Origin of the sequence: Corynebacterium vitaeruminis, assembly GCF_001054325.1 — a bacterium.
In the GTDB taxonomy this organism is placed as follows: domain Bacteria; phylum Actinomycetota; class Actinomycetes; order Mycobacteriales; family Mycobacteriaceae; genus Corynebacterium; species Corynebacterium vitaeruminis_A.
In genome coordinates this window covers 48,018-62,147 of the sequence record NZ_JVVM01000002.1, presented here as the reverse complement: position 1 = coordinate 62,147, position 14,130 = coordinate 48,018, and the positions used below count along the sequence as shown (strand labels likewise).

13 protein-coding genes are annotated in these 14,130 nt (G+C 57.3%); 8 read left to right on the top strand and 5 right to left on the bottom strand.

The genetic code is table 11. From position 1 onward, the window contains the following. The first annotated feature begins 136 nt into the window (after positions 1–136). From ADA16_RS00695 to dapF, 3 genes are read left to right on the top strand one after another with little or no spacing between them, the layout of a single operon-like run. On the top strand, positions 137–841 hold the full coding sequence (locus tag ADA16_RS00695) for a hypothetical protein (RefSeq protein ID WP_048758394.1): 705 nt from the start codon (positions 137–139) through the stop codon (positions 839–841). 42 nt (positions 842–883) lie between these two features. Next, entirely contained in the window at positions 884–1,810 is a 927-nt protein-coding gene (gene miaA / locus ADA16_RS00690) for a tRNA (adenosine(37)-N6)-dimethylallyltransferase MiaA (protein ID WP_371450237.1), read from the top strand. A gap of 31 nt (positions 1,811–1,841) precedes the next feature. Next, complete coding sequence (dapF, locus tag ADA16_RS00685; protein WP_048758393.1) at positions 1,842–2,765, top strand: diaminopimelate epimerase; 924 nt, start codon at positions 1,842–1,844, stop codon at positions 2,763–2,765. A 57-nt stretch (positions 2,766–2,822) separates the two neighbouring features. Here the strand turns inward: dapF and ADA16_RS00680 are convergent, their stop codons facing one another. Next, entirely contained in the window at positions 2,823–3,602 is a 780-nt protein-coding gene (locus tag ADA16_RS00680) for a hypothetical protein (RefSeq protein WP_048758392.1), read from the bottom strand. Positions 3,603–3,895: 293 nt separating this feature from the next. On the opposite strand from ADA16_RS00680, the gene ADA16_RS00675 reads away from it, so the two are divergent. The 5 genes from ADA16_RS00675 (at position 3,896) to ADA16_RS00660 (ending at position 9,627) form a co-directional block, all read left to right on the top strand. Next, entirely contained in the window at positions 3,896–4,153 is a 258-nt protein-coding gene (locus ADA16_RS00675; RefSeq protein WP_070767324.1) for a FeoA family protein, read from the top strand. A gap of 43 nt (positions 4,154–4,196) precedes the next feature. Beyond that, positions 4,197–6,182 (top strand): ferrous iron transport protein B, encoded by a 1,986-nt coding sequence (gene feoB, locus ADA16_RS00670; protein WP_048758391.1) that lies wholly within the window; start codon positions 4,197–4,199, stop codon positions 6,180–6,182. A 119-nt stretch (positions 6,183–6,301) separates the two neighbouring features. Continuing rightward, positions 6,302–6,619 carry a FeoC-like transcriptional regulator gene (locus ADA16_RS11080; RefSeq protein WP_076772076.1) on the top strand — a complete coding sequence of 106 codons (318 nt, stop codon included), beginning with the start codon at positions 6,302–6,304 and terminating at the stop codon, positions 6,617–6,619. Between the two features lie 74 nt (positions 6,620–6,693). After that, positions 6,694–8,247: a GTPase HflX gene (hflX, locus tag ADA16_RS00665; RefSeq protein ID WP_048758390.1), complete on the top strand. Its 1,554-nt coding sequence runs from the start codon at positions 6,694–6,696 to the stop codon at positions 8,245–8,247. A gap of 36 nt (positions 8,248–8,283) precedes the next feature. Continuing rightward, positions 8,284–9,627: a uracil-xanthine permease family protein gene (locus ADA16_RS00660; protein ID WP_239659285.1), complete on the top strand. Its 1,344-nt coding sequence runs from the start codon at positions 8,284–8,286 to the stop codon at positions 9,625–9,627. Between the two features lie 90 nt (positions 9,628–9,717). Here ADA16_RS00660 and ADA16_RS00655 read toward each other — a convergent pair whose 3' ends face one another. The 4 genes from ADA16_RS00655 to ADA16_RS00640 all read right to left on the bottom strand — a co-directional run bounded on the left by ADA16_RS00655 (position 9,718) and on the right by ADA16_RS00640 (position 14,080). After that, complete coding sequence (locus ADA16_RS00655) at positions 9,718–9,990, bottom strand: HPr family phosphocarrier protein (protein ID WP_048758427.1); 273 nt, start codon at positions 9,988–9,990, stop codon at positions 9,718–9,720. A 147-nt stretch (positions 9,991–10,137) separates the two neighbouring features. Beyond that, positions 10,138–12,297 carry a PTS fructose transporter subunit IIABC gene (locus tag ADA16_RS00650; RefSeq protein ID WP_048758389.1) on the bottom strand — a complete coding sequence of 720 codons (2,160 nt, stop codon included), beginning with the start codon at positions 12,295–12,297 and terminating at the stop codon, positions 10,138–10,140. Between the two features lie 35 nt (positions 12,298–12,332). Next, the gene (locus ADA16_RS00645) at positions 12,333–13,304 is read right to left on the bottom strand and encodes a 1-phosphofructokinase family hexose kinase (RefSeq protein ID WP_048758388.1); all 972 of its coding nucleotides are present in this window, start codon (positions 13,302–13,304) and stop codon (positions 12,333–12,335) included. Continuing rightward, positions 13,301–14,080 (bottom strand): DeoR/GlpR family DNA-binding transcription regulator, encoded by a 780-nt coding sequence (locus tag ADA16_RS00640; RefSeq protein ID WP_048758387.1) that lies wholly within the window; start codon positions 14,078–14,080, stop codon positions 13,301–13,303. Before ADA16_RS00640 ends, ADA16_RS00645 begins: the two co-directional genes overlap by 4 nt. Between the last annotated feature and the right edge of the window lie 50 nt (positions 14,081–14,130).

Below are 14,130 nucleotides of genomic sequence, written 5' to 3'. Positions count from 1 at the left end.
ATGCAGAACTGCCGCGCGACACGGCTGCCATCAAACACTTGCGGTATCAGTTCGAGTATCCCAAAAATTCTGGCACAGCGCGCGTAACCCCGCCGGAATAAGGCATCGGCTAGCCCCTCACGGTAGCGTTGAGGACGTGAATTTCCGTTTTCCTCGGCTTGTTATCGTTCCGCGTGCGCTCCTCATCGTCGAGGAGCTGGGCGGTTCTGCACCCACTGCCACGGAACTGCGGAAGTGTGCCCGACAGGCCGTCGCAACGCTGTGGGCACATGACGAACCCGCGGAGCCCGGCGCGGTCGCCATCATCACCGGCACGTTGCCGGAGGAGCCATCGCATGAGCCCAACAAGCCGGGAAGTTTCCGCCCGTATGGGGTTGATGTCACGGTGTCCGGCGGTACCGAATTGCCAGAGCTGCTGGGACGCTGGCTCATCGAAGACTACGCGCGACGTATTCCTGCCGGCCACACTGGCCACATTCTTCAGTCAGCGTGCTTCGAATCCATCGCTGAGGCGCTCGGTGCCGGTTACACGCGTCTGCTCGTGCTTGTCGACGGCGCATTCGGTCTTGCGGACGAATCCCCGGTCGGCGCAATTGAGGGCGCAGCGGAAGTTGATGCGCTGTGCAGCCAGATTGCGGGTCAGGAGTGCTCCACCGTTAACGTGGAAAATGCTGAGTTTCCAGCTCCTGGCGAGTACGCGGCCGAGTTATGGCTGCAGCTGAGCAAAGCTGCTGAAAGCTGGAATGGGGTAGGAATGGCCGTCGTAAAGCGTGTGTACTATGACGGCGCCCCCTACGGCATCGGTTACCACGTGGCCAGCTGGCTGTGTGTTGCGAAGTAATAGCGTGCGTTTTCAAGTTTGTGCAGGAGTGTGAACTGAGTAGTGACGGCTTTCGAGAGTGAGAGCTTGCCGGTGCCGATTGCGGTGGTCGGACCGACGGCGTCGGGAAAGTCGGATTTGGGGCTGGTGCTCGCGGAGCAGCTTGGTGGTGAGGTCGTCAATGTCGATTCCATGCAGCTGTATCGAGGGATGGATATCGGGACCGCGAAACTGTCGGTGGACCAGCGGCGGGGGATTCCGCACCATCAGCTCGATGTGCTGGATGTGATGCAGCCGGCGAGCGTGGCGACGTATCAGCGTGAGGCAGTCTCGGATGTTGAGGCCATTCGTGCTCGGGGGAAAGTCCCCATCCTTGTCGGTGGGTCGATGATGTATGTACAGGCGTTGGTGGACGACTGGCAGTTCCCACCTACGAACCCTGAGGTGCGTGCGAAGTGGGAGGCGGTGCAGAACGAGATCGGGCCGGCGGCGTTGCATGACCGGCTCGCCGAGATCGATCCGGACGCGGCGGCGATTATCGAGACCAACGACCCGCGGCGCACCGTCCGGGCGTTGGAGGTCATCGAGCTAACAGGAAAACCTTTTGCGGCGTCGAAACCGTCGATAGATAAGCCCCCGCGGTGGAACACTCGCATCCTGGGATTACGCACGCAGGCGGAATGGCTGAATCCGCGGATTGAACAGCGCACCAGAGGCATGTTTGCCTCCGGCCTGGTGGAGGAAACTGAGGGTTTGATTGCACAGGGGCTGCGCGAAGGCGTAACTGCTAGCCGTGCGATTGGTTACGCGCAGGTACTGGACTATTTCGATGGCGTTTACGACCTGGATACGGCCTGTGAACGCACGATTACTGGGACTCGGAGGTATGTGCGGCGGCAGCGTTCCTGGTTCAACCGTGATCATCGAATCATGTGGCTTGACGCGGCCGGTGATGTGCCGGGGCAGGCTTTTTCTGCGCTTGGGCTTTAGCCGGTTCGGCTGTCCCGCTAGCATCGAGGGCATGGTTTCATTCGCCAAAGGCCACGGTACGCAAAACGATTTTCTAATTTTCCCAGATGATTCGGTGTCGCTCGATTTGACCGAGTCGCTGGTCGCGGCAGTGTGCGATCGACAGCGTGGTCTTGGCGCTGACGGCGTTCTACGAGTTGCCCGTGCGGGAAAACTCGTGGATGCCGGTATCTTGGCGGCACTGCCGGAGGGGGTTGAAGCCGACGATTGGTTTATGGACTACCGCAATGGCGATGGCTCCATCGCCGAGATGTGTGGTAACGGTGTCCGCGTCTTTGCGCACTATGTTGCCGCAATTCACAGTCCGGATAGTGTCGTCGACGGAACTCTGCGTGTGGGCACTCGAGCAGGGCTGCGCGCTGTCTCGATTGATGAGCTCAGCCGCAGGCACGCGGTTGTCGGGGTAGACATGGGGCAACCGGAGGTGCTCGGTGTGGCTACTGCGTTCATTGGTTCGGGCGAGACTGCACAGAAATTCGCCGGGATTGGTGTTGACGTGGGAAATCCGCATTTGGCCTGCGTTATGCCTGGTCTGAATGCCGATACTTTGGCACAGCTTGAGTTAGAGGCGGCGGGTAGTGCCACCAAGCCGGTGCGTGCCGACGAAGCCATGTTCCCGCGCGGCCTCAACTTGGAAATTGTCACCCCGCTGGATGCCTCTGATTCGGTATCCATGCGAGTGATCGAACGGGGAGTGGGTGAGACCCGCTCGTGTGGAACCGGTACGGTTGCAGCGGCTATTGCTGCGCTGACCGATGCCGACCGCACCGAGGGAGCGGTGACGGTCAAGGTGCCCGGTGGCGTGGTGACCGTGGATGTCCACGAGGCCAGCAATACCGATGGCGCCTTCTCGGCGATCTTGACCGGTCCGAGCGTGATTCACACGCTTGGCAAAATTGAGCTGGAAGCCCTGTGACTGGTAGCTAGCGCAACGGGGCTGGCGGGTTAGTCGAAGCGGACGCGAGTTAGCGAACTAGTGTCCGCCGCAACCGCCTTCGCCACAACCACAGCCACCTTCGCCGCAACCGCCACCGCAGCCCTGTGGCGGGATGATTTCACCCGTCAGCAAGAAAGTACCCGAGACAACCATGCCCGGCTGAGGCGCTTCGTCGCCACCGGGGACGAGCACATCCATGGGAGTCGGTAGCGCAAGGTTGAGCACCCAGAACTTCTTTCCAGTTAGCTCATTTACATGCTTGCGAGAGTTGTTGATAACACCAGCCAGCTTGACAGTGGCGCTGGGGGAGGCCTTGCCAACCTGGTCGCCGACAATCGCCTTGGCACCTGCAAAGTCGAGGGTTGTCGGAGTCTGGCCAGTGCGCTTCTCGTAATCCTCAGAAGATGCGTCGAGAGTGAAGTCAGTTGCCAACGCGGACAGTGCGACATGCTCGAAGGTCTGTGTGCCGGCATCAACGATCATCGGTCCCTGCGACAGTAGACAGCAGGCGACCTCGATGACCTTGTCAAAATCGTCCGAAGACGGGTCATCCTCGACAATCTCCACCAGCGCCAGGACATCGTCCACACTGGAGACATGCGCAGTGACGGTCGGGCTGCCCGCGAAACCTGCGTAGGTAGAAAATGGTTCAACACCCAGGATGTGCAAGCGCGCGCCAGAGGAATCTTCGAAACGAACCAGCTGACCACCGCGTACCTCGCCGATAACCGAGAGATTGTCGCTGGCAATCGCGGCCTCCATCGCGTCTCGCCAGCTTGGGTAGTCCATGCCAATGCTTCGCAAGTCAGTAGTCATAACTTCCGATGATACTTCCCATATCTTCATCTGCGAACTAACGAATCGCACGGGAGTAAGTTAAGTTCCGCAGTTCACCTGGACCCATGTCCTCACACTGCGTCCACACTGCGTCGACAATTCGAACGAGGCTAACGGTTCTGCCATCCTAAATAGGCAAATATTAAGTGTGAGATAAATAACCTTCCTTAGGTGTACCCGGTTTATTCCATTTAGGCGTACCTAAGAGTAGGCTGGCCTTCATAAACATCATTTGTTTAGCTTAATTCTTATCGATAGAAGCGAGGTCTCTCATGCTTGGACTGCGGTCTCGAAAACAGTCGGATGACGTTCAGTCGCTTGCTGACGTTCCGGTGGGGGCAACCGTCACCCTGGGCGCGTCGCATGTGGATGAGCGCCTGTGCCGCAGGCTTTCACAACTCGGGCTTCGCCCTGGAATGAGTGTCACTGTCGGACAGAGCACCAGTGGCGGTGGACGTATCGTCCATGCTGGCGCAACGCGTTACGCCATCGATGCCAGCACGCTGCGCAAGATGTCCGTCGCGGGTTAGTACCCTACATTCCTTTTCCTCACATTCTTCCTGAAAGTTCACAATGACAACACCTACGGATTCCTCAACGCGAAAATTCGCATCCACGCCGAGCTGTCATGCTTGTAGTGGTGGAGCGCCAGCAAAAGATGGTGCACCTGTTGTCGCAGTTGTTGGCGCACCGAATTCCGGTAAGTCAACGCTGTTTAATAGTTTGACTGGCGCGAAAGCGCAGATGGGCAATTGGCCGGGCACGACCGTGGAGGTCAGCCGTGGCGCATGGAAGACTGATGTCGCTGAGTACGATGTCATTGATTTCCCTGGTGCCTACTCGCTGGATGCCATGAGCCCGGACGAAGAGCTCACTCGCGAGATGCTCATCGAGAAACCAGAGGGAGAACGCCCCGACCTCGTCGTAGTTGTGGTCGACGCTACGGCTTTGGGGCGTGGTCTCTATATGGCTGCGGAATTGGCGGAACAGCCACAGCGCATCGTTCTGGCCCTGACCAAACTCGATGCGGCTGAGGCCAAGGGCATCGATGTGAATCCGGACGCATTGCAGTCAGCTATGGGTATGCCGGTGGTGGCGCTAGATCCCCGTCGTAAAGCGGGAATGACACGGTTGGCCGACGCAGTAGCAGCAGCTCTGGACGGATGTAGTTCGGTGCTGTCGCCGATTCGTCAGGCGGATGGCGAATCGATTGAAAGCTTGGACGAGGCACGCTTTGCCGCTATCGATGCAGCCGTCGCGGCCTCAACAGGCGGGGTAGAGGATCGCCAGACGTTCTCCGACCGCATTGATAACGTGGTTCTTCATCCGGTGCTCGGACCGATTGTGTTCCTGGCGGTCATGTGGGCAGTCTTCCAAATCACGACCACGGTAGCGGCTCCGCTCCAGGACGGTTTGGAAACCCTTATTACCGGTAACTTCGCAGATTTGGTTACCCGCGGCTTGGAAGCGATGGGATGGAATCATCCGATTGTCACGGGGCTGCTTGTCAACGGCATTATTGGCGGTGTCGGTATGGTACTGACCTTCATTCCGCTGATGGCGCTGATGTTCCTGTGTCTCGCGGTGCTGGAGGATTCAGGATACATGGCGCGTGCGGCCGTGGTGGCCGACCGTTTCATGCGTGCAATTGGGCTTCCGGGCAAGGCATTCATTCCGCTCATTGTCGGCTTTGGTTGTAACGTGCCGGCGATTTCGGCGACACGTGTGTTGAGTAACCCGCGCCATCGTATCTTGACGGCGCTCCTGGTGCCGTTCACTTCCTGCTCGGCACGGTTGACCGTTTATGTCATGTTGGCAGCAGTGTTCTTCCCGGATCACGCGGGCACAGTCGTCTTCGCAATGTACGTAATCTCGATTCTGCTGATTATTCTGACCGGCCTTGCACTGCGTAAGACTCTGTGGCGCACCATGCCATCGGAACCGCTGGTCATTGACCTGCCGACCTACCAGTTGCCGACCGCACGACTGGCACTATCTGTGATGTGGATGCGACTGAAGGGCTTCCTGCAGACCGCTAGTGGAATTATCGTCAGCACCGTTATCGTCGTCTGGTTGTTGATGTCTATCCCGGTTGTCTCTGGACATACGTTTGCCGATGAGGACTTGGCACCACAGGACTCCGCATATGGTGCGGTCAGCACAACTATCGCTCCGGTGTTCAACCCGGCCGGTTTCGGCACATGGTCCCTGACAGGTCCGTTGGTGACGGGCTTTGTGGCCAAGGAAGCCGTCATTTCTACCTGGGCGCAGACCTACGCAGTGGAGGACGTCACCGATTCTGAGTCGAGCGAACAGGCATCCAGCCCCCTGGCGGACAATATTCGACGTGACTTCGACAATGCATCGGATGGGCATGGTCTGGCGGCGGTGTGGGCATACATGATTTTTCTGCTCGCCTACACACCTTGTGTGGCCACACTGGCGGCGCAGCGCCGAGAGATTGGCCTGAAGTGGACCGGCTTCGGCCTAGCTGCGCAGCTGTTTGTCGCATGGGCGCTGGCCGTGGTCGTGTTCCAGGCACTGAAGCTGTTCCTGTAAAACCTCGTAGATTCCTCGTGGTTTCGGTAAGACTGCTAAGTCATATTTGCTAACTAGAAACCCAAGCCAATTAGAAACCCGAGCTAACTAAAAACCAGGCACTGAAAGGAGCTATCGCCATGGGACTCTTTAATGCTGGGAAGAAAGCTACGGTTACTCGTCAGCCTTCGGAGGCGGTTCAGGACGCAATCGCGCAGGGTATTAGCTCCCGACGCAAGATTTGCGAAATCACAGGCCTGCAGCGTGCAACGGTAGACCTCATTCTCGACCGCATGGAACATACCGGCCAATTGCGGCGGGAGTCCCTCGGCGGTATGTGTCCGGGTGGTGGCTGTTCCAACTGTGGAATGTCCGACAGCGGTACGTGCACCGGTGGTAGTTCAAATAGTGGCCCAGTTGCGCTAGTACTGACACGCAGGCCACATTCGGCAGCCTAGTTCTCAGCCTGGGTTCGGTGTTCTCCGCATGCAATGCGGAGAATTTGGCTTGTCATGCGACAATGGCAGCTAGTATGACGAATTTTTCCAACAACTTTGATGAGGTCAGCGACGAAATGTCGCAGCAAGCAAGCACCTCGCACGAGATGGACGATTTTTTCACTGACGCTATCGATGCTGGCAAAGCCACTGATAGTGCCTCGGGGGATGGGTTCGCGGCGAACGTCGGCACGCATGGGGAACCTACTGTCGGTGATTTGGATCTGGAAGCGCGTTCCTCTCTGCGCCGCCTGACCAGGTCAGCAACACATACCGAGTCCGAAGAGGTGATGGTCGAGTACCGTCAGCTCCGACTGGAACGCGTTGTGCTGCTAGGTGTCTGGACATCCGGGACCCTGCAGGAAGCCGAAGTGGCGATGGAAGAACTCGCTGCACTGGCGGAGACCGCAGGTTCGGAAGTTTTAGAGATGGTGCTGCAGCGCCGCGATAAGCCAGATCCTGGTACTTACGTTGGATCTGGCAAGCTTAATGAGCTGCGCGACATTGTGGCCTCCACCGGCGCCGATACGGTCATTTGCGACGGTGAGCTGTCACCTGGCCAATTGGTGGCGCTGGAGGACCGGCTTGATGCCAAGGTCATTGACCGCACCATGCTGATTCTGGATATCTTCGCTCAGCATGCGAAGTCCAAGGAAGGTAAGGCACAGGTCTCCCTGGCACAGATGCAGTACCTGTACACGCGTCTGCGCGGTTGGGGTGGCAACCTGTCACGTCAGGCTGGTGGTCGCGCGGGTTCCAATGGCGGCGTGGGGCTGCGTGGTCCGGGTGAAACCAAAATTGAGACCGACCGTCAGCGACTACGCCAGGATATGGCGCGGGTCCGCAAGGAATTGGCCGGTATGAAGACGGCGCGTGAAATCAAGCGCGCCCGTCGTAAAGCTGGACACCTGCCGCGCGTGGCAATTGTGGGCTACACCAACGCGGGTAAGTCTTCGCTGCTTAATGCACTGACAGGCGCTGGTGTGCTGGTGGAAGACGCGCTGTTCGCAACGCTGGATCCGACGACTCGTCGCACCAAGCTTCGCGACGGACGCACGGTGATTATGACCGATACAGTCGGATTTGTCCGCCACTTGCCGACGCAGCTTATTGAAGCTTTTCGCTCGACCTTGGAAGAAGTACTCGAAGCTGACATCATTATGCACGTCGTCGACGCTTCGGACCCATTCCCGCTCGAGCAGATTAAGGCCGTCAACAAGGTCATCAACGAAATCGCGGAGGAAGAAAAGACTGAGATTCCACCCGAGCTGTTGGTTGTCAACAAGGTGGACAAGGCCGATGGCATCACTCTGGCGCAGCTGCGCCACCAGCTCGATGACGCGGTCTTTGTCTCTGCTCGGACCGGTGAGGGGATCGGTGAACTGGAGACCCGCCTCGAGCTTGCGCTCAATGAGTTGGAATCCCACGTGCAGATGTTGATTCCCTATGACAAGGGAAACATTGTCTCCATGCTGCACGAAGATGCGACCGTGCTTTCGGAGACGTGGACCGAACAAGGAACGCAGATGGACGTGCGTTTGCCCACTAGCCTCGCTGATGAACTGTCGACCTACCACATCGAACCGTAGCGGGAACTGTGGTAGGTATCCACTAGCATTACAACCATGAATTCCTCTTCTGACGCGGAGGCCCAACAGGAAACCTCCGCAACCGCTCCTGCTGAAAACACCGAACGCGGTCGCCTTTTCGGTTGGGATATCCACGGCGATGGTCGAAAGATTGCACCGGGAGCCGTGGTGGCTCCTAACGAACGCCTAGATTGGCCTCGCACGATTGGCATTGGCGCACAGCACGTCATCGCGATGTTTGGTGCAACCCTACTGGTTCCGCTGTTGACAGGGTTCCCCGTCAATACCACGCTGCTGTTCTCCGGTATCGGCACGATTGTCTTTCTGCTGATTACCCGGAATCGCCTGCCTTCATACCTGGGATCGTCGTTTGCCTTCATCGCACCGCTGTCTGCGACGCAGGCGCAGGGCATTGGCGTTCAGCTCGGTGTCGTGCTCTCCGCAGGTATCGCGCTCATGTTGGTCGGCTTCGCAGTAAAGTTCGCCGGCAAGCGTGTCCTCGATGCCGTGATGCCGCCTGTCGTAACCGGCAGTATCGTCGCTCTCATCGGCCTTAACTTAGCTCCCGCTGCCACCGAGAACTTCGCCACCCAACCGTTGGTCGCCTTTGTCACGATGGCATCCATTGTCATCGCCACCGTGGCCGGCCGCGGTATGGTCAGCCGCTTGGGCGTCCTCATCGGCGTGCTGATTGGCTGGATATTTGCCGCTGCCACCGGAAACCTCTCGCCCGAGGCTACGGAGACTGTCAGTAATGCCGCATGGATTGGGCTTCCCGCATTCCATGCGCCGGAGTTCCATTTCAACGCCATGTTGATTGGTTTGCCCGTCATTGTGGTGCTAATTGCGGAGAATGTCGGGCACGTTAAGGCTGTCGCAGCCATGACCGGCCGAAATCTCGATGACATTGCTGGTGATGCGCTTATTGCAGACGGCCTTGCCACCACCATTGCCGGTTCTGCTGGTGGTTCCGGCACCACTACCTACGCTGAGAACATTGGCGTTATGGCTGCTACTCGCGTGTACTCGACTGCCGCCTACTGGGTCGCCGCTTTCACCGCGATTGCACTGGCTTTCATTCCAAAGTTCGGCGCACTGATTCTGACGATCCCCACCGGCGTGCTCGGCGGAGCAACGATGGTGCTCTACGGCTTGATTGGTCTGCTCGGCGTGCGCATCTGGATGGACGAAAAGGTCGATTTTAACAACCCGGTCAATCTCACCGCCGCTGCCACAGCGCTGATTGCGGGTATCGGCAATCTCACCCTCGCCATCGGCTCGCTGACGCTGGAAGGTATTGCTTGGGGTTCGGTCGGCATCATCGTCGGGTACCCAATTTTGAACTGGCTCTACAACCACATCGGCGAGAACCGCTCGTAACCCACGCGCTCGGGGCAGGGGCATGCACGAATGCTTAACGACGAAGCTCTGTGGTCGTAGTCACGATGTTTCGTCGTTAAGCTTTTTGCTTTAATCGCTCAAATCCTGGGCGATGAGCTTTGCAATCTTTTCGACCGCAACCGCGTTGGTGCTGGTCACAGTGACTTCGTCACCGAATTCTGCGCCAAGTGCCATCAGCATCAAGGTTGAGGAGGCATCAGCTGGTTCGTTGTCGGGTTCGGGTGAGTCAATGAGTTCGACCAATATTTCTTCCTGAAAACGGGAGGCACGCTCAGCGATAACTGATGCGGGACGGGCGTGAATACCCACCTTGGAGCCGACGTGGACGTGTTGCGTAACCAAGGGCGGCACCTTGCCTTTCTGCTTATCGATTTCCTCGATGCCGGTTCAGAGCTTAATAGCTTCTCAATGCGCTCGAAGGAACCTTTGGTGAATTTCGACAAATGTGGCATCACGAGAGCGTAGGAGGAGCCAGCTTAAACGCTATAACTACGATTCGACTGAAAGAGCTGCGGTTGATTCTTCTTCGTCGATAACTGTCTTGCGTGGCCACATGCTCTTTGCTGCCACGATAAGAGCCGCTGCCACGATGCTGCCCAAGCCGATTGCAGCGAGCCATGCCATCTGATTGTCAATTGCAAACAGCACGAAGACACCTCCGTGAGGAACGCGCGTGGCAGCGCCCAACGCCAGCGAGGTGCCACCGGTGACAGCTCCACCGACCACAATCGACGGAATCACACGCAGCGGATCGGCGGCCGCGAAAGGAATCGCGCCTTCGGAAATGAACGCTGCACCGAGCACCCAGCCCGCCTTGCCGTTTTGACGCTCCGCCGAACTGAACAGCTTTGGCCGGAGCACAACTGCCAGCGATGTCGCCAACGGCGGTACCATGCCCGCTGCCATCACTGCGGCCATAATCTTCCATGATGCTGGATCTGCTGAGGCGGCGTTTGCGACAGCAAAGAGGTAAGCAGCTTTGTTGACCATTCCGCCCATATCCACGCACATCATTGCGCCGAGGAGACCGCCGAACAAGAACGCCGCTGTCGTATCCAGCGACTGCAGCCACTGCTGCAAAGCCGTCATCAGCCACGCTAACGGCATACCGAGTAGCAGATACATGGTGAGGCCAACGGCCATAGCTCCGAGCATGGGAATCACGACAACCGGCATCAGCGGTTGCAGCCAGTCCGGGACTTTCATTCTCAACAGCAGTGCCACAACTAGGCCTGCTAGAATGCCTGTCACTAGTCCACCGAGGAAACCGGCGCCAACGGTAACTGCAATGGCGCCCCCGATGAAGCCTGGTGCGATGCCGGCTCTGCCAGCCATACCGAAGGCGATATAAGCACTCATCACAGCCACAATGACCTGCATGCCGTGATCGCCAATGGCAAAAAGAGCAGAACCGAGATACAGCCACAGCCCACTTCGATCAATTAGCACGGTGCCGAGATCCTGCGTCGGAACAGCAACCGGCGCATCGAGCCCAATAATCTCCGATGGTTTCAGATTCCGGGTCACCGCATCAGCTACTAGGCCAACCTGATGTCCGCCGACGAGGAATCCCAGCGCAATCAATAACCCGGATGCGGCCACAAACGGCACCATATAGCTGACGCCGGTCATAATCGCGTCACGAATCCAGTGTCCGAAGGATTTCTCACCGCTTAACGACGACCTACGCGCCCTGTTCTTATTAACTACCTGCGGCCCCTCGGATGCAGTGGCTGCGCTGGCGGTGCCAGTTTGCGAATTGGTTTCCTGGCCGTTGTCATCCTTAGGTGCCGACGCCTTGCGGTCGTATCCGCGAACACGCGCTTGTTCTGCAATCGCTTTCGCTTGTTCAATAACCGCAATTGGTTCATTTACCGCCTTCCGAATAGGCACTTTAAGCTGCGGCATATTGTTAAAACGGTTAAGTCCCGTAACTCCGATATCGGCTGCGATTACTAGGACATCGGCACGCTTAATCGCATCTGCAGGGGCTTCCTTCGTACCTGCCGAGCCCTGTGTTTCTACCGTGAGCGCGACATCAGCCATGCTTTGTGCCGCGTCAGTGAGCGCTTCGGCCGCTAAGTACGTGTGGGCGATGCCCGTGGGACATGCCGTAATGGCGACAATACTTGTCTTCGACGAAGGTTTTTTCGCCTTCCGACGAGGTGCCGTGGTGATGTGTTCACTAATAATGCGAGCAGCCTCTTCATCATTTTCAGCGCCTCGGAGGACCGCGCGAAAACCCTTATCTTGGAGTGCTTTGGCGAGGGCGGCGAGAATATCAACGTGGATCGCGCTGTTACTAGCTGGCACACCGATGAAAAAGAGTAGATCGGCTGGCCCGTCGGGTGTAGTAAATTCCGTAGCACTGTTGAAGCGGGCGAAAATTAATGTCGGTTGAGTCCACCCATCATGACGACAATGGGGGATAGCAATCCCGCCTGGTAGACCTGTCGGAGCTTTTTCTTCGCGTTCGAGGGCAGCAGTGACGATGCCCTCGCGGTCTGTTGCGCGGCCGGCTTCTACGGCTTTAGCGATGAGGTAATTTAGAATCTTCTCTTTTTGTGTACCTACATCGAGGTCAAGGAATACCGTCGACTCATCGGCCAACTGTGATGCAATAGCGGAAAAATCAGCCGAAGAAGACATGGTTCTCTAACGTTCCTTATCTAGGTGTCGAAAAGCTAAGCGTCGAGCTGCCATGACTGGCCGGCCTCAGGGTGAACCTGCTCTGGATAGGGGATAGTAGTGCCAGGAAGACTGGTTGCCGCCGCGCCGTAGGCCACGGCGTTGATTAGTGCATCTTGATAGCTATTACCGCGCTCGCGGGACATAACGTAACCGGCCAAAGCGCAGTCTCCAGCGCCAACCGTTGACTGAGCGACAATCGACGGTGAGGTGGCAGCGAAACAACCACCCGACTTCACTGAAAGCACAGCCCCGGCTTCGCCGAGAGTGGCGAGGACTTCGGAAACCCCAAGTTCGTTAAGTGCACGAGCAGCCTGAGCGACGGGGAGATAGTTACCTTCCGCAGCAGCGGCCTCAAGCTTCTCGCCGTCTTCATCAATGATTTGGCCGAGTTCGTAGGCATTTGGCTTCATTAAAAAAGGCTGTACTTTCGGAAAAGCGCGAACGACCTCAGTCAGTGGACCGTCGCTGGTGTCCATAGCGACACGAATATTCGGATTTACCGAATACACGGCTTCGGTGCATTGAACGTAAAAATCCCTGGGGACCCCAGGGGGCAGTGATCCAGCGAAGACTACCCACGTTGCGCGCTTGGCATGATGGATGAGTTTCTCCAGCACGCGCCGACGATGCGCCTTCGTCAATGTCATACCGGGGGAATTGAGCTTTGTCGTCGTCCCATCTGGCTCTGCGAGTGTGAGATTAACTCGAGCTTCATTGGTCGTGTTGATGGCTTCATGGGGGATGCCAGAGACTTCCAGGAGACGAGTAAACTTACCGGAGTCTGAAGCCGGATAGAGCGCAAGGGTTTCCACGCCCGCGTAGTGAAGCGCTTTTGACACATTAATGCCCTTGCCACCGGCCATGTCCTCCGACATTGGTAGACGGAACACACCACCACGCTCGAGCTGTGTATCAAGTCGAGCAAGTCGATCGATCGACGGATTTACAGTCAGCGTCAAGATCATGAGGCCACCACGACCTCAACACCGTGCTCTCTCAGGTCGTTAACGAACTGTTCCGGTGCGGAGGAATCTGTAATCACGACATCGATATCTTCCAATGCTGCAAAGCTGACAAGGAAGTCACGTCCGAGTTTCGTCGAGTCCGCCATGACGATGACCTTGCGCGCGTTCGTAATCATTGCGCGCTTTACCGCTGCTTCCTGGGGATCTGCGGTAGAAAGTCCGTGGTCAATTGTTAGGGCGTTAGAACCGATAAAGGCGACGTCAGCGCGCATAACTGCGAGAGTGCGGAGTGCTGTGTCGCCAGCGACCGCCTGGGTAATGACGCGAACTTGGCCACCGAGGAGTTGAAGCTCAATGCGGTTCGAGCCAGCCAGCGTGATGGCGTTGGGAAGAGAGTTTGTGACCACCGACCAACGGCGGTTATCAGGGGAGTGAACCATCAGCTCTGCAAGAGCCTCAGTGGTTGTTCCGGCATCGAGAAAAATGCCGCCACCGGAGTCAGGGAGGAAATCAGCAGCATGACGCGCAATAGATAGTTTCGCGTCCTTTTGTGCGTTCTTTCGCGCGGCCACTGAAAATTCAACAGTCTGAAAAGAACGAGTAGCTACGGCACCACCGTGTACGCGGTGAACTGCGCCTTCGGCATCCAACTGAGCCAAATCACGGCGAATTGTTTCTGCCGTGACATCGAAAGCTTCCGCAAGATCAGCGACCGTCACGCGCCCTTCGACTGCTGTTAGAGACGCAATCTTTCGGCGGCGTTCCTCTGCGTACATTCCCCGCTCCTTAGCTGTTGAAAAATATCAGCTTTACTACCTGTTTCAAG

What these genes read in the sequence shown, in the direction of transcription:
- ADA16_RS00640 (WP_048758387.1), bottom strand. Translation starts at nt 14,080, where the DNA reads ATGTACGCAGAGGAACGCCGCCGAAAGATTGCGTCTCTAACAGCAGTC.
- ADA16_RS00645 (WP_048758388.1), bottom strand. Translation starts at nt 13,304, where the DNA reads ATGATCTTGACGCTGACTGTAAATCCGTCGATCGATCGACTTGCTCGA.
- dapF (WP_048758393.1), top strand. Translation starts at nt 1,842, where the DNA reads ATGGTTTCATTCGCCAAAGGCCACGGTACGCAAAACGATTTTCTAATT.
- feoB (WP_048758391.1), top strand. Translation starts at nt 4,197, where the DNA reads ATGACAACACCTACGGATTCCTCAACGCGAAAATTCGCATCCACGCCG.
- ADA16_RS00660 (WP_239659285.1), top strand. Translation starts at nt 8,284, where the DNA reads ATGAATTCCTCTTCTGACGCGGAGGCCCAACAGGAAACCTCCGCAACC.
- ADA16_RS00650 (WP_048758389.1), bottom strand. Translation starts at nt 12,297, where the DNA reads ATGTCTTCTTCGGCTGATTTTTCCGCTATTGCATCACAGTTGGCCGAT.
- ADA16_RS00675 (WP_070767324.1), top strand. Translation starts at nt 3,896, where the DNA reads ATGCTTGGACTGCGGTCTCGAAAACAGTCGGATGACGTTCAGTCGCTT.
- ADA16_RS00680 (WP_048758392.1), bottom strand. Translation starts at nt 3,602, where the DNA reads ATGACTACTGACTTGCGAAGCATTGGCATGGACTACCCAAGCTGGCGA.
- hflX (WP_048758390.1), top strand. Translation starts at nt 6,694, where the DNA reads ATGACGAATTTTTCCAACAACTTTGATGAGGTCAGCGACGAAATGTCG.
- ADA16_RS11080 (WP_076772076.1), top strand. Translation starts at nt 6,302, where the DNA reads ATGGGACTCTTTAATGCTGGGAAGAAAGCTACGGTTACTCGTCAGCCT.